The organism is Burkholderia sp. MSMB1588, from assembly GCF_001546925.1.
In the GTDB taxonomy this organism is placed as follows: Bacteria; Pseudomonadota; Gammaproteobacteria; order Burkholderiales; family Burkholderiaceae; genus Burkholderia; species Burkholderia humptydooensis.
Map to the genome: position 1 here is coordinate 203,960 of NZ_LNJS01000002.1, position 17,622 is coordinate 221,581.

14 protein-coding genes are annotated in these 17,622 nt (G+C 69.3%); 9 read left to right on the forward strand and 5 right to left on the reverse strand.

The features are described from left to right. Window positions 1–34 precede the first annotated feature (34 nt). Window positions 35–1,174, forward strand: a complete 1,140-nt coding sequence (locus WS92_RS29180; RefSeq protein WP_009914010.1) for a branched-chain amino acid ABC transporter substrate-binding protein — start codon at window positions 35–37, stop codon at window positions 1,172–1,174. 185 nt (window positions 1,175–1,359) lie between these two features. On the opposite strand, the gene WS92_RS29185 is transcribed toward WS92_RS29180, so the two are convergent. Continuing rightward, on the reverse strand, window positions 1,360–2,910 hold the full coding sequence (locus WS92_RS29185) for a class I adenylate-forming enzyme family protein (RefSeq protein ID WP_059933156.1): 1,551 nt from the start codon (window positions 2,908–2,910) through the stop codon (window positions 1,360–1,362). A gap of 67 nt (window positions 2,911–2,977) precedes the next feature. Continuing rightward, a complete protein-coding gene (locus WS92_RS29190; protein ID WP_015602154.1) occupies window positions 2,978–4,618 on the reverse strand; it encodes an acyl-CoA dehydrogenase family protein in 1,641 nt (546 codons plus the stop codon). A 46-nt stretch (window positions 4,619–4,664) separates the two neighbouring features. On the opposite strand from WS92_RS29190, the gene WS92_RS29195 reads away from it, so the two are divergent. The 4 genes from WS92_RS29195 (at window position 4,665) to WS92_RS29210 (ending at window position 9,237) form a co-directional block, all read left to right on the forward strand. Further along, complete coding sequence (locus WS92_RS29195; RefSeq protein WP_059933159.1) at window positions 4,665–5,339, forward strand: TetR/AcrR family transcriptional regulator; 675 nt, start codon at window positions 4,665–4,667, stop codon at window positions 5,337–5,339. 371 nt (window positions 5,340–5,710) lie between these two features. Beyond that, a complete protein-coding gene (locus WS92_RS29200; protein ID WP_059933161.1) occupies window positions 5,711–6,865 on the forward strand; it encodes a pyridoxal phosphate-dependent aminotransferase in 1,155 nt (384 codons plus the stop codon). A gap of 61 nt (window positions 6,866–6,926) precedes the next feature. Further along, entirely contained in the window at window positions 6,927–7,721 is a 795-nt protein-coding gene (locus WS92_RS29205) for an ABC transporter substrate-binding protein (RefSeq protein WP_015600471.1), read from the forward strand. 13 nt (window positions 7,722–7,734) lie between these two features. Next, window positions 7,735–9,237: an FAD-binding oxidoreductase gene (locus WS92_RS29210; protein ID WP_082743818.1), complete on the forward strand. Its 1,503-nt coding sequence runs from the start codon at window positions 7,735–7,737 to the stop codon at window positions 9,235–9,237. 109 nt (window positions 9,238–9,346) lie between these two features. Here the strand turns inward: WS92_RS29210 and WS92_RS29215 are convergent, their stop codons facing one another. Both WS92_RS29215 and cadR read right to left on the reverse strand, forming a co-directional pair. Then, on the reverse strand, window positions 9,347–9,979 hold the full coding sequence (locus WS92_RS29215) for a PadR family transcriptional regulator (protein ID WP_059933163.1): 633 nt from the start codon (window positions 9,977–9,979) through the stop codon (window positions 9,347–9,349). Window positions 9,980–10,089: 110 nt separating this feature from the next. Further along, window positions 10,090–10,521: a Cd(II)/Pb(II)-responsive transcriptional regulator gene (gene cadR / locus WS92_RS29220; RefSeq protein ID WP_006023912.1), complete on the reverse strand. Its 432-nt coding sequence runs from the start codon at window positions 10,519–10,521 to the stop codon at window positions 10,090–10,092. An 81-nt stretch (window positions 10,522–10,602) separates the two neighbouring features. Between cadR and WS92_RS29225 the strand changes: the two genes are divergently transcribed. The 3 genes from WS92_RS29225 (at window position 10,603) to WS92_RS29235 (ending at window position 15,526) form a co-directional block, all read left to right on the forward strand. Next, window positions 10,603–13,086, forward strand: coding sequence for a heavy metal translocating P-type ATPase (locus WS92_RS29225; RefSeq protein ID WP_059933164.1), 2,484 nt, complete (start codon window positions 10,603–10,605; stop codon window positions 13,084–13,086). 12 nt (window positions 13,087–13,098) lie between these two features. Further along, window positions 13,099–13,521 carry a zinc ribbon domain-containing protein gene (locus tag WS92_RS29230; RefSeq protein WP_059933166.1) on the forward strand — a complete coding sequence of 141 codons (423 nt, stop codon included), beginning with the start codon at window positions 13,099–13,101 and terminating at the stop codon, window positions 13,519–13,521. Window positions 13,522–14,062: 541 nt separating this feature from the next. After that, on the forward strand, window positions 14,063–15,526 hold the full coding sequence (locus tag WS92_RS29235; protein ID WP_015602281.1) for a mechanosensitive ion channel: 1,464 nt from the start codon (window positions 14,063–14,065) through the stop codon (window positions 15,524–15,526). A gap of 62 nt (window positions 15,527–15,588) precedes the next feature. Here the strand turns inward: WS92_RS29235 and WS92_RS29240 are convergent, their stop codons facing one another. Next, window positions 15,589–16,917: an aminotransferase-like domain-containing protein gene (locus WS92_RS29240; protein ID WP_015602306.1), complete on the reverse strand. Its 1,329-nt coding sequence runs from the start codon at window positions 16,915–16,917 to the stop codon at window positions 15,589–15,591. An 83-nt stretch (window positions 16,918–17,000) separates the two neighbouring features. Here WS92_RS29240 and WS92_RS29245 point away from each other — a divergent pair, with 83 nt between their 5' ends. Continuing rightward, window positions 17,001–17,615, forward strand: coding sequence for a LysE family translocator (locus tag WS92_RS29245; RefSeq protein WP_059933204.1), 615 nt, complete (start codon window positions 17,001–17,003; stop codon window positions 17,613–17,615). Window positions 17,616–17,622 lie beyond the last annotated feature (7 nt).

Genomic DNA, 17,622 nt, shown 5'->3' on the forward strand with positions numbered 1-17,622 from the left:
AGTCGCTCCATTTACCCTGGTACTAGGAGAAGATATGCAACACACGATGAAAAAGCTGGCAGGCGCGACGTTTGTCGCGGTCATGTCGCTCGCGGGGACGGCGCACGCGGATGATGTCAAGATCGGCTTCGCGGCGCCGATGACGGGCGCGCAGGCGCACTACGGCAAGGATATGCAGAACGGGATCGTGCTCGCGATCGAGGACATCAACGCGACGAAGCCGACGATCGGCGGCAAGCCGGTGAAGTTCGTGCTCGACACGCAGGACGACCAGGCCGACCCGCGCACCGGCACGACGGTCGCGCAGAAGCTCGTCGACGACGGCATCAAGGGCATGCTCGGTCACTTCAACTCGGGCACGACGATTCCCGCCTCGCGCATCTACGCGAACGCGGGCATCCCGCAGATCGCGATGGCGACGGCGCCCGAGTACACGACGCAGGGCTACAAGACCACCTTCCGGATGATGACGTCCGACACGCAGCAAGGCTCGGTCGCGGGCACGTTCGCGGTGAAGGATCTCGGCATGAAGAAGATCGCGATCGTCGACGACCGCACCGCGTACGGCCAGGGTCTCGCCGACCAGTTCGAGAAGGCGGCGAAGGCGTCGGGCGCGACGATCGTCGATCGTGAATTCACGAACGACAAGGCCGTCGACTTCAAGGCGATCCTGACGAAGCTGAAGGCGTCGAAGCCGGATCTCGTCTACTACGGCGGCGCGGATTCGCAGGCCGCGCCGATGGCCAAGCAGATGAAGTCGCTCGGCGTGACGGCGCCGCTGATGGGCGGCGAGATGGTGCACACGCCGACTTTCCTGAAGATCGCGGGCGACGCGGCCGAAGGCTCGATCGCTTCGCTCGCCGGCCTGCCGCTTGCCGAAATGCCCGGCGGCAAGACGTACGCGGACAAGTACAAGAAGCGCTTCGGCGAAGACGTGCAGACGTACTCGCCGTACGCGTATGACGGCGCGATGGCGATGTTCAACGCGATGAAGAAGGCGAACTCGACCGATCCGGCGAAGTACCTGCCGCTGCTCGCGAAGACCGACATGGCGGGCGTCACGTCGACGCACATCGCGTATGACGCGAAGGGCGACCTGAAGAACGGCGGCATCACGATGTACAAGGTCGAGAAGGGCGAGTGGAAGCCCCTGAAGAGCATCGGCGGCAAGTAAGCGCCGCGCGGCGTGACGCGGGCGTCGCGTAGCGGCGTTCGCGGCGCGCTTCGATGCCGATGTCGATATCGACGAACCCCGGGGCCGCGCTGGCGGAGCCGGGGTTTTGTTTTTTGGGGCGATTTCGCGGTTTTCGCGGTTCGGCGGACGCGGGCCCAAGCAGGCAATGCGCGGCGGCCGCCGCGTCATGCGCCGCCGCCCGCGCGCAGCAGGTACTTCTGAAGCTTGCCCGTCGGCGTGCGCGGCAGGCGCTCGGCGAACACGTATTCGCGCGGGATCTTGTACGCGGCGAGGCGCGTCTCGCAGAACGCGCGCAGCGCGTCGGCATCGACCGCGGCTTCAGCGCCGCCTGCGCCGCTCGCGCCGCCGGGCGCGCGCAGCACGACGTGCGCGACCACGGTCTCGCCCCATTGCGGATGCGCGCGGCCGATCACGGCGGCCTCGGAGACGGCCGGATGCGCGGTCAGCACGTCCTCGACTTCCTTCGAATAGACGTTCTCGCCGCCCGTCACGATCATGTCCTTGATCCGGTCGACGACGAACAGATAGCCGTCGGCGTCAACGCGCGCGACGTCGCCGCTGCGGTACCAGCCGTCGTCGTCGAACGCGGCGCGCGTCGCGCCGGGGTCGTCGAGATAGCCGAGCATCATGCTGTCGGTGCGCAACAGGATCTCGCCGATTTCGTTCGGCCGCGCGTCGTCTCCCGATGCGGTGACGACCCGCACGTCGACGCCGGGTGTGCCCTGACGGCCGATCGAGCCGGCCTTCATGGTCTGCTCGAACGGGTACAGCACGGTGCCGGCGGGCCCCGTCTCGGTCATGCCGTACACCTGATAGAACGCCTCGCTGCGGTACGCATGCATCAGCCGGCGCGCGAGCGCCGCGCCGATCGGCCCGCCGCCGTACAGCCACGCGCGCACGCTCGTCAGGTCGAACGACGCGAAATCGGCGATCGTCTCGAGCGGTAGCGTGTACGACACCGGCGCGCCGAAGTACAGCGTCGCCTGCTCGGCCTCGACCGTCTGCAAAAAGCGCAGCGGATGATATTCGCGCATCAGCACGACGGTGCCGCCCACGTACAGCGTGCCGCCGAACCAGTTGTTGAGCGGCGACGCGTGCCAGACCGGCATCGCCATCAGCGTGCGTTCGCGCTCCGTCATCGATAGCGCGAGCGCGCTCGTCGCGGCGGCGAGCGCGACCGTGTGGTGGCTGTGCATGCAGCCCTTCGGGCGTCCCGTCGTGCCCGACGTGTAGAGGATTTCGGCGAGCGCCGCGTCGGCGGGCGCGCCCGACGCGCCCGACGCGAGGCCGGCCGCGTCGGCGACGAGGCGGTCGAATGGCGCGGCGCCGTTTGCTTCGCCTTCGGTCACGAGGCGGCGCGCGCCGTGCTCGACTTTCGCGAGCACGGGCGCGAGCGCCGCGTCGAACAGCACCGCGCGGCTCGCGCTGTGCCGCAGGATGTGATCGACCTCCGGCGCCTGCAGCTTGTGATTGACCGGCACGACGACCGCGCCGATGCGCCATGCGCCGAGCAGCAGATCGAAGAACGCGGGCGTGTTCAGGCACATCGCGGCGACGCGCTCGCCTGGCGCGATGCCGAACGACGCGAGCACGTCGGCCGCGCGCCGCGAGCGCTGCTGCATCTGCCGATAGGTGATCGTCGCGCCGTCGTCGCGCAGGAACGGCTTGTCGGGCGTCGCGCGCGCGGCGCGCTCGAGTGCGGCAATCAGGTTCATGGCGTCGTGCTCCGTTCGTGCTGCGGGCGATCGTTCGGGTCGAGGCGGCTCGGCGGGCGGTGTGTGGTCACGCGGCGTACGCGCGGTGCAACAGCGCGGCGACGTCGACGCGCCGCGCATCGAGCGCACCCGTCACGCGGCCCCACGCCGGCTCGCCGAAGCGCGTCGCGATGAAGCCGTCGCTGACGGCGGCGGGCGCCGCGTCGATCAGCAGACACGCCTGCGCGACGAGTGCGATGCGCTGCGCGAGCACGCGGCCGAGCGCTTCGAGCGCGTCGGGCGGCGTGCCGAGCAGCGCGCGCAACGCGTCGAGCTCCGCGCGAATCCGCGCGTCGTGGCCGCCGAGCGCGTGCAGTTCGTCGACGAGCGCGTGCGCCGCGTCCGGCTCGCGCGAGATCGCGCGCATCACGTCGAGGCACATCACATTGCCCGAGCCTTCCCAGATCGAATTGACGGGCGCTTCGCGAAACAGCCGCGCGATCGGGCCGTCGTCGACATAGCCGTTGCCGCCGAACACTTCCATCACTTCGCCCGCTGCCTCGACCGCGCGCTTGCAGACCCAGAATTTCGCGGCCGGCGTGACGATGCGCATCCACGCCGGCTCGCCGCGCTCGAACGCCTGCGCGAGCCGCATCGCGAGCGCGAGCGCCGCTTCGCTTTCGAGCGCGAGATCGGCGAGCACCGCGCGCATCAGCGGCTGCTCGGCGAGCGCGCGGCCGAACGCGTGACGCTGCCGCGCGTACGCGATCGCCTGCACGAGCCCCTGGCGCAGGATCGCTGCGCTGCCGAGCACGCAGTTCAGGCGCGTGTAGGTCGCCATCTCGATGATCGTCGGAATGCCGCGGCCTTCTTCGCCGAGCATCACGCCCCACGCGTCGTCGAGTTCGACTTCGCTGCTCGAGTTGCTGCGGTTGCCGACCTTGTTCTTCAGCCGCTGGACCCGCACCGCGTTCTTCGTGCCGTCGGGCCGCCAGCGCGGCACGTAGAAGCACGACGGGCCGCCCGCTTCGGTGCGCGCGACGACGAGATGCGCGTCGCACATCGGCGCGGAGAAGAACCACTTGTGGCCGCGCAGCAGATGCTCGCCGCCGCGGCCGCCCGCGCCGACAGGCACGGCGAGCGTCGTGTTCGCGCGCACGTCCGAGCCGCCCTGCTTTTCGGTCATGCCCATGCCGATCATGATCGACTGCTTTGCGTCGATCGGCGCGTCGCGCGGATCGTGGATGTCGCTGTAGAGCTTGTCTTTCAACTGCGCCCACAGCGCGGGCTCCTTTTGCAGGACGGGAATGCTCGCCTGCGTCATCGTCGCCGGGCACAGCGTGCCCGCCTCGATCTGGCCGTGCAGGTAGAAGCCCGCTGCGTTCGCCGCCCAGCGGCCCGCGCGCGATTCGCGAAACGCAAGCGAGATCAGGCCCTGTTCGCGATAGAGGCCGAGGAGCGCGTGCCAGCTCGGATGGAAATCGACGCGGTCGATCCGGCGGCCGCGGCGGTCGAACGCGTTCAGCTCGGGCACGTGGCGGTTCGCGTCCTCGGCCTGCTGCGCGGTGTCGCGCGCGCCGAGCCGTGCGCCGAACGCGTCGAGCCGAGGCGCGGCCCACGCCGCGCCCGCGCGGTCGAGCGCTTCGCCCAGCGCCGGGTCGGTGGCGAAGAGGTTATAGTCGGTCAATTCGTCGAACTGGTTGCTCACCTCGTGCGTCGACCAGGCCATGATGGGCGTCTCCTTGTCGTTGTTCGGCTCGATCAGGTTAGCAAAGATGACTTCGCGACATGTTCAGGTTTCGGCGTCTCCCGACAAGTCGATCGCGCAGCCGCAGCCGGCCTTGCGCCGCCGCCCGCGGCAGCGTCGCGCGCGCGCGAGCTCGGAGGCGCTGCAGCAGGCCTTTGTTCGGGTTTTGCTCGAGCGCGGCTACGCGAAGGCGACGATCCGCGAGATCGCCGCGGTCGCGGGCGTGAGCGTCGGCACGTTCTACGAGTATTTCGGCGACAAGGAGAGTCTCGCCGCGCTCGCGATCCACCATTACGTGAAGGCGCTCGCGGCGCGCATGCGCGCGGTCGTCGATGCGCGGCGAGGCGCGGGCTGCCGGGCTGTCGCGGCCGCGCTCGTCGACGCGCAGGTCGACGCGGTCGAGCAGGACGCGCGCGTGTGGGCGGCGATGTTCACGATCGAGCGCAAGGTTTCGCCGATCGACGCGTATCGCCGGCATTACGACGATTACGTCGCACTATGGCGCGATGCGCTCGCCGGCGCGAGCGATGCGCCGGCCGATGCGCGGCTCGACGTGACGGCGCGCGTCGCGCATGCGCTGTGCTACGGGTGGGTGTCGCAATCGCTGCTGACGCAGGGCGCGAAGGTCGATGTCGCGCAGTTGCGCGGCGAGCTGCATCGGGCGGTGGATGCGTATCTCATGGCCTCGGCGAGGGGCGGGTGAATCGGGCGTTTTTGACGTTTTTGCTGTCGATGCCGGGATGCCGGGATGCCGGGATGCCAATTGTGGCGCGAGGCGCGCCGGTGATCGCCGGCAGCCGTCTTGCCAACGCAGAGCCGCCAAGTCGCCGGGCCGCCGGGCGCGTCGTGCGGCGGCGCTGTAGACCATCCAGCGGCTGAACGCCCGATCGACTCCTGTATCCGCATCGTCCTCAATTCCCTCCAGGCGCGCCGCCGTCATGAGCCATGAATTTTTCTCATGCATGCCATGACGAACTTTCGATTGCCGCCGGATATTGGCTCGGGCCAAATCCGCATCGTTGCCCCGCGCGCCGGCGTTGACCGGCGCGCCCGTCCACGAGCCAAGGAGGATTCATGCAGAGCGCCGCCGCGCCCCGTTCGAAGCTGCCCGACGTTGGCACGACGATCTTCACGGTCATCGGCATGCACGCCGCCGAGCACCAGGCGTTGAATCTGTCGCAGGGCGCGCCGAACTTCGCGCCCGATCCGGCGCTCGTCGAGCGCGTCGCCCGCGCGATGCGCGACGGGCACAACCAGTACGCGCCGATGGCGGGCGTCGCCGCGCTGCGCGAGGCGCTCGCCGTCAAGACCGAGCGCCTGTACGGCGGGCGCTACGATCCGGACTCCGAAATCACCGTCGTCGCGAGCGCGAGCGAGGGGCTCTACGCAACGATCAGCGCGCTCGTCCACCCGGGCGACGAGGTGATCTACTTCGAGCCGTCGTTCGACAGCTACGCACCGATCGTCCGGCTGCAGGGCGCGACGCCTGTGGCGATCAAGCTGTCGTCCGACGGCTTTCGCGTGAACTGGGACGAGGTGGCCGCGAAGATCACGCCGCGCACGCGGATGCTGATCGTCAACACGCCGCACAACCCGACCGCGACGATCCTCGGCGACGCCGACATCGCGCGCCTCGCGCAGCTCACCGCGGGCACCGACATCGTGGTGCTGTCCGACGAGGTGTACGAGCACGTCGTATTCGACGGCGCGCGCCATCACAGCATGGCGCGCCATCGCGCGCTCGCCGAGCGCAGCGTGATCGTGTCGTCGTTCGGCAAGTCGTATCACGCGACGGGCTGGCGCGTCGGCTACTGCCTCGCGCCAGCCGGGCTCACGCGCGAGCTGCGCAAGGTCCATCAGTTCATGACGTTCGCGGCCGACACGCCGATGCAGCACGCGTTCGCCGAAGCGCTCGCCGAACCGTCGAGCTACCTCGAGCTCGGCGCGTTCTACGAGCGCAAGCGCGACCTGCTCGCGCGCGAGCTCGCCGACTCGCGTTTCGAGCTGCTGCCGAGCGAGGGCTCGTTTTTCATGCTCGCGCGCTTTCGGCACTTTTCCGACGAAGCGGATGCGGACTTCGTGCTACGCGCGATTCGCGACGCGCGCGTCGCGACGATCCCGCTGTCCGCGTTCTACGCGGACGGCGCGAACACCGGCTGCATCCGTCTCAGCTTTTCGAAGGACGACGCGACGCTGATCGAAGGCGCGCGCCGTCTGCGCAGCCTCTGACGCTCCGACGCGCGCGCTGCGCCGGCGACCGGACAAGACCCGACCTCAAGGAGAATCATCGATGAAACGACTGCAATTCTGGTTCGCGCTCGCATGCGCATTGGGCGCCGCCGCGGGTTCCGGCGCGGCGCGCGCCGACGCTGCGCCGACGCTGCGCTTCGGTCTCGAGGCGCAATATCCGCCGTTCGAATCGAAGGCGGCGAACGGCGAGCTGCAAGGCTTCGACATCGACGTCGGCAACGCCGTCTGCAAGGAGGCGAAGCTCGCGTGCAAATGGGTCGAGACGTCGTTCGACGGGCTGATCCCGGCGCTGCAGGGCCGCAAGTTCGACGCGATCAATTCGGCGATGAACGCGACCGACCAGCGCCGCCAGGCGATCGACTTCACGACGGTGATCTATCGCGTGCCGACGCAACTGATCGCGCGCGCGGACAGCGGCCTCGCGCCGACGCCGGAATCGTTGAGGGGCCGGCGGATCGGCGTGCTGCAGGGCTCGATTCAGGAGACGTATGCGAATGCGCACTGGGCGGGCGCGGGTGTGCAGGTCGTCGCGTATCAGGACCAGAATCAGGTGTATGCGGACCTCATGGCGGGCCGCCTCGACGGCACACTCGTGCTTGCGCCCGCGGGCCAGCGCGGTTTCCTGTCGCGGCCGGACGCGAAGGGCTTCGCGTTCGTCGGGCAACCGGTGCGCGACGACAAGATCCTCGGAAGCGGGATCGCATTCGGGCTGCGCAAGGGCGACGATGCATTGAAGGCGCGCCTGAATGCCGCGATCGACAAGCTGAAGGCGGACGGCACCGTGAAGGCGTTCGGCCGCAAGTATTTCGGCGATATCGACATCTCGACGAAATGACGGAGGCGGCGCGATGAGCGAGCGGACGACGCGCGATGCGGCGGGCGTGGCGGGAACCGTCGCGTGCGGCGATGCATTCGGAGTTGACGGTGTTGCGGATGCATCCGGCGCCGCGGATACATCCGATGCGGCCGCGCACGCGCACGCGATCGAATCGGCACTCGTCGCGGCGCTCGGCGACGCGCTCGTCACGCGCTCCGCCGCGATCGAGCCGCGCTACTTCACCGCATACAACGAAGCGCCCGGCGTGCGTCCGCTCGCGCTCGTGCGGCCGCGTTCCGTCGACGACGTATCGCGCGCGCTCGCGCTCTGCACGCGGCTGCGGCAGCCCGTCGTGCCGCAAGGCGGATTGACGGGGCTCGCACGCGGCGGCGTCGCGCTCGGCGGCGAGGTGGTGCTGTCGATGGAGCGCTTCGCCGGAATCGAGGACCTCGACGCGGCGGCCGGCACGATCACCGTGCGCGCGGGTACGACGCTGCAGGCGGTGCACGACGCGGCGGAAGCGGCCGGCTTCTCGTTCGGCGTCGATCTCGGCGCGCGCGGCTCGTGCCAGATCGGCGGGATGCTCGCGACCAACGCGGGCGGCACGCGCGCGATCCGCTTCGGGATGATGCGCGAGCAGACGCTCGGCATCGAGGCCGTGCTCGCCGACGGAACGATCGTCACGTCGCTGAACCGGATGCTGAAGAACAATGCCGGCTATGACGTGAAGCAGCTCTTCATCGGCAGCGAGGGGACGCTCGGCGTCGTCACGCGTGCGGTGCTGCGGCTGCATCCGCCGCTCGCGCAGTCCGCGACGGCGCTCTGCCGCGTGCCCGACTACGACGCGCTCGTGCGGCTCTGGCGCGACGTGCGCGCAGCGCTGCCGGGCGTCGTCAGCTTCGAGGCGATGTGGCCCGCGTTCTATCGTTACGTCGCCGCGAACACGCCGGGCGTGACGGCGCCGTTCGATGCGGACGGCGATTTCGTGGTGCTGATCGAATGCATGGCGAACGGTCCGCAGGCGGACGCGCGCGATGCGCTCGAGCAATGCCTCGGCGCGTGCTCCGACGCCGGCCTCGTGACCGATGCGGCGCTTGCCGCGTCGGAGCGGCAGGCGCGCGACATGTGGACGCTGCGCGAAGGGCTCGCGATCGACACGTTGCCGCATCTGCTCAATTTCGACGTGAGCCTGCCCGTCGCCGAACTGGGCGCGTTCGCCATGCGCTGCGATGCCGCGCTTCGCGCGCACTGGCCGCATGCGGTGTGCCTGTGCTTCGGGCATGTCGGCGACGGCAACGTGCACGTCGGCGTGTCCCTTGCCGATTTGCCCGTGCATGGCGCGGATCGCGTCGAGCGTGCCGTCTACGAGATCGTGCGCGAGCGGGGCGGATCGATATCGGCCGAGCACGGGATCGGCGTGCTCAAGCGGCCGTTTCTCGGGTATTCGCGCAGCGCCGCCGAGATCGGCGTGATGCGGACGATGAAGGCGGCGCTCGATCCGCTCGGGATTTTGAATCCAGGGAAGGTGTTGTAGCTGTTGTCGTTGTTGTGGCGCGCTCGCGGCGCGATTCGGGGGCGGGCCGTACGCACCGGCATGTCGTTCGCACGGATGTTGCCGCAGATCGGAGGAGCCGCCGGCCCGTTCAGTCTGAATCCGACGAATCCGCCTGCGCGAACCGCGCGGCGACCTCGCGCAGCCAAGCCTCGCTCCACGTGAGCGCGCCCACCTTCAGATGTTCGACGATGCTGCGCACCCAGTCGAGCTCGGCTTCCAGCGTCACCCGCGTCAGCTCGCCGTCGAGCAGGAAGAGCCGCGGAATTTGCATCGTGAGCGCGGCGTCCTGTGCTTCGTCGAGGCGGGCCAGCTCGGCTTCGAGCGCGGCGGCGCGCGCTTCGAGCTGGCGGCGGGCATCGTCCGCGGACAGCAGCGGCAGCACCGACAGCGCGGCCGGAAACGACGGATATTCGCGCGCCGGCTGAGCGAGCTGCTCGCGCAGCCACATGCGCGCCGTGTCGCGGCCGGCATCGGTGATCTCGTAGACCGTGCGCTCCGGAAACGCGCCGTCGCGCTCGGTCTCGCGCACGGCGATCAGCGCATCGCGCTGCAGACGCTCGATCGTCTGGTAGAGGCTGTTGCGCTGCTTGACGTTGACCACCTCGTCCTTGCCGCGCAGCTTCACGAGCTGCTGGATTCGGTACGCGTGCATCGGCGCTTCGGTGAGCATCGCGAGCACGACGAGCGCGAGCGGAGAGTATCGAGAGGCGGGTGGAGCCATCGCGCGAGCCATTGCATGAATAGTTAATTAATTTCTAGTTATTATATAACTAGATATAAAAGGGCGAAAGTCGTGCAATGCCTGCCGGCAGGGCATCCCGCGGCGGCGCGTCAGCCGACGTGCGTGCGCTTGCCCGGCATGTCTGGCGTTTCCATCGACGCGAGGCCATGCACGATCCCGCAATCCTCGACCGCGTGCTCGCCCTGGCACCGCTCGCGCAATTCGATCAACTGTGTGCGCAAGTGCTGCAGTTCGGCTAGCCGCGTGTTGACGTGACCAATGTGTTCGTCGAGCAGCGCGTTGACCGAATCGCAGCGATCCGCCGGATCGTCGGTGAAGCGCAGCAGTGCGCGGATCTCGTCGTGCGTCATGTCGAGCGCGCGGCAGTTCCGGATGAAGCGCAGCCGCTCGACGTGCGCGTCGGTGTAGTTGCGGTAGTTGGAATCGGTCCGTTCCGCGTCGGGCATCAGCCCCTCTTTTTCGTAGAAACGAATCGTCTCGGGCGTGCACCGCGCCGCTTTCGCCAGTTCGCCGATTTTCATTCGAATCTCCTTACAAAAGAGTTGACCTTGTAGTGACTTCAAGGTGTTAACTGTACACCGTCAATCACTCAGGAGGTTGCCATGACCGAGGCCACCCGGGCCGAAAGCCGGCCGCGAACGCCCGAATCCGATCGCGACAGCGCGCATTTGAACGATGCGCGCGTTTCGGCGCGCGCCGACGGCTGCTGCTCGCACGATCATCCGCATGGCGACGCCGAAACGCAGGCACGTCACGCCGGTCAATTATGCGATGGCGATTCGCGCGGCCACGGACAGGTTCCCGGTTCGCACGCGAACGGCGACCATCCGCACGAACACGGTCACGACCACGACCACGCCGGCGCGGCGTGCTGCGCACCCGCGCCGGTCGCGTTCGCGCCGCTGCCCGGCGCGCGAAAGGCCGCCGACGGCCGCGCGCGCTCGGCGTTCCGGATCATGCAGATGGACTGCCCGACCGAGGAGACGCTGATCCGCAAGAAGCTCGGCGGAATGTCCGAAGTCGCGGCGCTCGAATTCAATCTGATGCAGCGGATGCTGACGGTCGAGCACGCGCCGGGCGCGGAGGCGGGCATCGCCCGCGCGATTCGCTCGCTCGGCATGACGCCCGAGCAGGCGGATGCCGGCGCGTCGGGCCGGCCCGCTGCATCCGCGCCGGCCGATGCGCCGCGCCCGTGGTGGCCGCTCGCGATCGCGGGCGTCGCGGCGGCCGCGTCGGAGGCGGCCACGTGGCTGCAACTGCCGGTGTGGCTCGCCGCCGCGCTCGCGCTCGCCGCGGTCGCGACCTGCGGCCTCGGCACGTACCGCAAGGGCTGGATCGCGCTCACCAACGGCAACCTGAACATCAATGCGCTGATGAGCATCGCGGTGACGGGCGCGATGGCGCTCGGCCAGTGGCCCGAGGCCGCGATGGTGATGGTGCTCTTCACCGTCGCCGAGCTGATCGAGGCGCGTTCGCTCGATCGCGCGCGCAACGCGATCCAGAGCCTGATGCGCCTTGCGCCCGACACCGCGACGGTCAAGCAGCCCGACGGCACGTGGCGGCCGGTCGACGCGGCGCAGGTCGCGCTCGGTGCGGTCGTGCGCGTGAAGCCCGGCGAGCGGATCGGTCTCGACGGCGAGATCGTCGCCGGCCGCTCGAGCGTCAACCAGGCGCCGATCACGGGCGAGAGCCTGCCCGTCGAGAAGGCCGTAGGCGACGCGGTGTACGCGGGCACGATCAACGAGGCCGGCTCGTTCGAATATCGGGTGACGGCGGTCGCGAGCAACACGACGCTCGCGCGGATCATCCACGCGGTCGAGGAGGCGCAGGGCGCGAAGGCGCCGACGCAGCGTTTCGTCGACACCTTCGCGCGCGTCTACACGCCGATCGTGTTCGCGATCGCGCTCATTGTCGCGATCGCGCCGCCGCTCGTGCTCGACGGCGCGTGGCGCGACTGGATCTACCGCGCGCTCGTGCTGCTCGTGATCGCGTGCCCGTGCGCGCTCGTGATCTCGACGCCCGTCACGATCGTGTCGGGGCTCGCGGCGGCCGCGCGGCGCGGGATTCTCGTGAAGGGCGGCGTGTACCTCGAGCAGGGGCGCCGGCTCGCGTGGCTCGCGCTCGACAAGACGGGCACGATCACGCGCGGCAAACCGGTGCAGACCGATTTCGAGGGGCGCGCGGCCGATGTCGACGCCGCGCGCGTGCGACGGCTCGCCGCGAGCCTCGCCGCGCGCTCGGACCACCCGGTTTCGCAGGCGGTCGCGGTGGCGAACGCGGCCGAAGCCGGCCTGGGCGGCCTGGGCGGGGCCGGCCGCGCAAAGAACGCGTCATTCCTCGACGTCGCCTACTTCGAGGCGATTCCCGGCCGCGGCGTGCGCGGCACGATCGACGGCGTGCCGTACTGGCTCGGCAATCATCGCCTCGTCGAGGAGCTCGAGTGCTGCACGCCGGCGCTCGAAGCGCGCCTCGACGAGCTGGAGCGGCAGGGCAAGACGGTCGTGATGCTGATCGACGGCACGCGCGTGCTCGGTCTCTTCGCGGTCGCCGACACGGTGAAGGACACGAGCCGCGCGGCGCTCGCGGAGCTGCACGCGCTCGGCATCAAGACCGCGATGCTGACAGGCGACAACCCGCACACCGCGCAAGCGATCGCGCAGCAGGTCGGCATCGACGACGCGCGCGGCAACCAGTTGCCGCAGGACAAGCTCGCCGCCGTCGAAGAGCTTGCGGCGGGCGGCCGCGCGGTGGGCATGGTCGGCGACGGGATCAACGACGCGCCGGCGCTCGCGCGCGCCGACATCGGCTTCGCGATGGGCGCGATGGGCACCGACACCGCGATCGAGACGGCCGACGTCGCGCTGATGGACGACGATCTGCGGAAGATCCCGGCGTTCGTGCGGCTGTCGCGCGCGACGCATCGCGTGCTCGTGCAGAACATCACGTTCGCGCTCGCCGTGAAGGCGGTGTTCGTCGGCCTCACGGTCGCGGGGATGGGCACGATGTGGATGGCGGTGTTCGCCGACGCGGGCGCGAGCCTCATCGTCGTCGGCAATGGCTTGCGGCTGCTGCGCCGCGGTCAATGAACGGAGGCGGCGATGGATTGGCTCAAGTGGATCGTCGGCGGGCGGCATCACGGAGGCGGCGGCCGGCGCGGCCGTCATGACGGCGGGGCGGGCGGCGGGCACGGCCATGACCGCGGCTACGACGATCGCGGCGGTCATGGCGGTCATGGCCACGGCGGCTACGGTAGCCAGGGCTGGGGCCGTCAGGATGCGCCGCGCGGCGGCGGTTGGGATCGCGCGCGTGACGGCGCGCCGCTGCGCGGCGAAGCGAGCGCGCCCGCGCAGAGCGCCGCGTGCGCGAAGTGCGGCGCGATCAACGGCGCGGATGCGAAGTTCTGCGCGCAATGCGGCGCATCGCAGACGCCGCCTGCATGCGGCGCATGCCGCGCGCCGCTCGATGCGTCGGCGCGCTTCTGCCCGCAGTGCGGGGCGGCCGTCTCGTCGCAGCGCGGATGACCTGCGACGCCCGGCCGCGCGCCGGCCGGGCACTCGCGCAGGACCGCGGCCGCGCCGCAGCAGCACAGGGAGACGCGCGCGGCCATGCGCCGCGCATCGGCGCGGCGAATCGCCCAGCAAGTACCGGGCCGGCATTCGGATTCAGGGCCGCGTCGTTTGCGCTCGCACAACATATCGGCGCATCGCATGCGAGCGGCGAACGACATCGGCTCACATTCTTCCATTCCTCATCAATCGGCCGATTCGTTGCATGCTTGCGGTTCGCCGGCGCGAACCGCGCCTCCGCGCGCGCGAACCCTTCATTACGCCAACGAATGGCATCGATCCGCGCGCATGCGCGGGCCGTCGCCGCACCATGCTGGCGCACGATTTTTGTTAGCAGGATCGATCCCTCAGATTAAAGTTCGAGTACAGTGAAGCACGATTGAAGCCGTCATCGTTCCCCGTGTAAGGTCGCCGGCTGCGGAGCCCGGTTTTCTTCGGAGTCCGCAGGTTGTTCGTCGAGGTCCAACGCAACATCACGCTTTTCGGGAGAGAACATATGGATTCATCCAGTTTCCTGACGTCGATGCAGAGCACGCTCGGCGTTTATCTGCCCAAGATCGCCGGCGCGCTCGGCATTCTGGTCATCGGCTGGCTGATCGCCGTGATCGTCCGGGCGGGCGTGCGCCGCCTGCTGGGCGCGCTGAAGGTCGATGCGCGCATCGCCGAAAGCACGGGCCAGGGCGCGCAGGTGGAGCGCATCATCGCGGGCGGCCTGTTCTGGCTCATCCTGCTCGTGACCGCGGTCGGCATCTTCAACGTGCTGAACCTCTACGCGATCTCGAATCCGTTCTCGCTGCTCGTCACGAAGATCATCAACTATCTGCCGAACCTCATCGGCGGCGCGGCGCTCACGCTCGTCGCATGGCTGATCGCGTCGCTGCTGCGCAGCCTCGCCGACAAGACGCTGAAGGCGAGCAAGATCGACAGCAAGCTGTCGGAGACGGCGGGGATGCGGCCGATGAGCTCGTATCTCGGCGACGTGCTGTTCTGGCTCGTGATCCTGATGTTCATTCCGGCGATTCTCGCCGCGTTCGATCTGAACGGCCTGCTGTCGCCCGTGCAGGGGATGATCGACAAGATCCTCGCGATCGTGCCGAACGTGTTCGCCGCGGCCGTGATCGGCTTCGTCGGCTGGCTCGTCGCGCGCATCCTGCGCGGGCTCGTCACGAACCTGCTCGTCGCGGCGGGCGCCGACCGGCTCACGCAAAGCGTCGAGAGCCCGACGCCCGTGAAGATCTCGAATCTCGTCGGCACGGTCGTCTTCATCTTCGTGTTCGTGCCGACGCTGATCTCCGCGCTCGACGCGCTGAAGATCGAGGCGATCTCGCGGCCCGCGACCGACCTGCTCGGTCAGTTCCTCAACGCGGTGCCCGACATCGTCGCGGCGGTCGTGATCGTGCTCGTCACGTTCTACGTCGCGCGCTTCGTCGGTGCGCTCGTGCAGAAGCTGCTCGTCGCCGCGGGCGTCGACGGCCTGCCCACGATGCTCGGCGTCGAACGCGTGTTCACCGGAATGCTGCAGCCTTCGGTGCTCGCCGGCCGGCTGATCGTGTTCTTCGCGATGCTGTTCGCGACCGTCGAAGCCGCGAACCGGCTCGGCTTCACGCAGGTGCGCGATGTCGTCACGCTGTTCATCGAGTTCGGCGGGCACGTGCTGATGGGCGGCGTGATCCTCGTGATCGGCTTCTGGCTCGCGGGCCTCGCGCGCCGCGTAATCGAGCAGGCCGACAACGAGCACAGCCGCCTGCTGTCGCGTATCGCGCAGTTCGCGATCCTCGGCCTCGTGTTCGCGATGGGCTTGCGCGCGATGGGCATCGCGAACGAGATCGTGCAGCTCGCGTTCGGCCTCGTGCTCGGCGCGATCGCGGTTGCGGTCGCGCTGTCGTTCGGCCTCGGCGGCCGCGAGGCGGCGGGCAAGCTGCTCGACCGCTGGTTCAATCAGCGCGGCAAGCAGGAGTGATGCCGCCGAGCCGCGTGTGACCGCATGTGACAGTGCGTCCGCGCGGTGCTCGGCGCGAGCCGTCAGCCGAGCACCGCGCGCCGCACCTTGCGCAACGCGTCTTCGAGAGACTCCAGCGCGATCGAGCCGAGCGCGATCCGCAGCGCATGCGGCGCACTCGCCGCGGTCGAGAACGGCTCGGCCGTCGTCACGAGCACGCCGTCGCGTTCGAGCTGCCCCGCGACGCGGTCCGCGCGCAATTCTTCGGGCATCGTGAGCCAAAGATAGTACGCGCACGGATGCGAGACGACGTCGCCGTCACGCAAGATCCGCCGCGCGAGCGTCTGCCGCCGCCGCGCGTCCTTGCGCTTGCGGTCCTCGAGCGTGTCGACGATTCCGCCGTCGATCCACTGGCAGGCAAGCGCGACCGTCAGCGACGGCGTATTCCACGTCGACACGCGAATCGCGCGCTCGAGCGCCGGCACGAGCCGTTCCGGCGCGGCGACGAAGCCGAGCCGCAAGCCCGATGCGACGCTCTTCGACAGCCCCGACACGTAGACCGTGCGCTCGGGCGCATGCGTGAACACGGGCTTCGGCGCGGGCTCGGCGAGAAACGCGTAGGCGCCATCCTCGATGACGAGCAGATCGTGACGCTCGGCGAGCTCGGCAAGACGCGCGCGATTCGCCGCGGACATCACGGAGCCGAGCGGGTTGTGCAGCGTCGGCATCGTGTAGACCGCGCGCACCGGCCGCTTCCTGCAAAGCGCATCGAGCCGGTCGAGATCGAGATCCTGCGCGGCCGACAGCGGCAGCGGCGCGAGCGCGATCCGGTGCGCGTGCGCGAGCGCCTTCATGCCGGGATAGGTCAGCGCGTCGATCGCGAGCAGTTCGCCCGGCTTCATCGTCGCCATCAGCGTGACCGCGAGCCCCTGCTGCGCGCCGTTGACGATCAGTACCTGCTCGGCCGGCACGCGGATGCCGCGATTGCGCAGGTGCCGCGCGACGGTCTGCCGCTCGTGCCGGCGGCCGCCCTGCGGCGCCGAATGCAGGAGCGCGTCGAGATCGCCGGACGCCGCGAGGTTGCGCAGGCCGCCGCGCAGCAGCTCGACCTGGCCCGGCAGCGACGGATAGTTGAATGTCAGATCGATCGCACCCGCCTTCGCCGGCTGCTGCTCGAGGCCGAGCCCGCGCGGCAGCGACGTGTCGCGCACGAACGTGCCGCGTCCGGTCTCGCCGACGACGAGGCCCGCTTCCGCGAGCTCGGCGTACACGCGCGACGCCGTTGCGAGCGCGATGCCGTGCTGCTTCGTCAATGCGCGCACCGTCGGCAATTGCGCGCCGGGCGCGAGCGTGCCCGCGCGGATGCGCGCGGCGAAGTCGTCGACGATCGTCTGGTAGCGTGATTCGGCCATCGCGTTGTATCTAGAACAATTCTTTGTTTGTATCGGGCGACCAGATTACGCTGCACGTGTCGTTCACGCAAACCTTCGCCGACATGATCCAGACATCCACTTTGTCGCTTTTCGCCGCGGCCGTGTTGGTGCTGCTGATGTCGCCGGGGCCGAACATGGCCTTCGTGATCGCGCACGGCGCGGCACACGGGCTGCGCGGCGGCGTTGCCGCGGCGCTCGGCATCGGCGCGGCCGATCTCGTGCTCACCGCGCTGACGGCGGCGGGTGTCGCGACTGCCGTGGCCGCGTGGCCGCCTTCGTTCGATCTGATCCGCTATGCGGGCGCGGCCTACCTGTTGTGGATGGCGTACCGCGCGGTGCGCCGTCCGGGCTCGCTCGGCAAGGTCGCCTCGACGGAGCGGTCGCTATGGTCGGTTGGCGTGCGCGCGATGCTGAACAGCCTGTCGAATCCGAAGGCGCTGCTGTTCTTCATCGTGTTTCTGCCGCAATTCGTCGATCGTCACGGCGCGTCGGTCGCCGGCCAACTGGCGGCGCTTGGTTGCGCGCTCGCCGCGATCAGCGTTGCGTTTCATGCGCTGCTCGGCGCGGCGGGCCATGCGGTGCGGGGCTTCATCGGGCATCGCGCGGCGTCGGCCGGCCTGGCCGCGCTCTTCGTGCTGCTCGCGGTGCGCCTCGCGACGATGTCGCGGCTCTCCTGAGCGACTC

Excerpts from the sequence above, each read along its gene's own strand:
- WS92_RS29215 (WP_059933163.1), bottom strand. The coding sequence starts at position 9,979 with ATGGCTCCACCCGCCTCTCGATACTCTCCGCTCGCGCTCGTCGTGCTC.
- WS92_RS29195 (WP_059933159.1), top strand. The coding sequence starts at position 4,665 with ATGACTTCGCGACATGTTCAGGTTTCGGCGTCTCCCGACAAGTCGATC.
- WS92_RS29240 (WP_015602306.1), bottom strand. The coding sequence starts at position 16,917 with ATGGCCGAATCACGCTACCAGACGATCGTCGACGACTTCGCCGCGCGC.
- WS92_RS29200 (WP_059933161.1), top strand. The coding sequence starts at position 5,711 with ATGCAGAGCGCCGCCGCGCCCCGTTCGAAGCTGCCCGACGTTGGCACG.
- WS92_RS29235 (WP_015602281.1), top strand. The coding sequence starts at position 14,063 with ATGGATTCATCCAGTTTCCTGACGTCGATGCAGAGCACGCTCGGCGTT.
- cadR (WP_006023912.1), bottom strand. The coding sequence starts at position 10,521 with ATGAAAATCGGCGAACTGGCGAAAGCGGCGCGGTGCACGCCCGAGACG.
- WS92_RS29205 (WP_015600471.1), top strand. The coding sequence starts at position 6,927 with ATGAAACGACTGCAATTCTGGTTCGCGCTCGCATGCGCATTGGGCGCC.
- WS92_RS29230 (WP_059933166.1), top strand. The coding sequence starts at position 13,099 with ATGGATTGGCTCAAGTGGATCGTCGGCGGGCGGCATCACGGAGGCGGC.
- WS92_RS29210 (WP_082743818.1), top strand. The coding sequence starts at position 7,735 with ATGAGCGAGCGGACGACGCGCGATGCGGCGGGCGTGGCGGGAACCGTC.
- WS92_RS29225 (WP_059933164.1), top strand. The coding sequence starts at position 10,603 with ATGACCGAGGCCACCCGGGCCGAAAGCCGGCCGCGAACGCCCGAATCC.
- WS92_RS29245 (WP_059933204.1), top strand. The coding sequence starts at position 17,001 with ATGATCCAGACATCCACTTTGTCGCTTTTCGCCGCGGCCGTGTTGGTG.
- WS92_RS29180 (WP_009914010.1), top strand. The coding sequence starts at position 35 with ATGCAACACACGATGAAAAAGCTGGCAGGCGCGACGTTTGTCGCGGTC.
- WS92_RS29190 (WP_015602154.1), bottom strand. The coding sequence starts at position 4,618 with ATGGCCTGGTCGACGCACGAGGTGAGCAACCAGTTCGACGAATTGACC.
- WS92_RS29185 (WP_059933156.1), bottom strand. The coding sequence starts at position 2,910 with ATGAACCTGATTGCCGCACTCGAGCGCGCCGCGCGCGCGACGCCCGAC.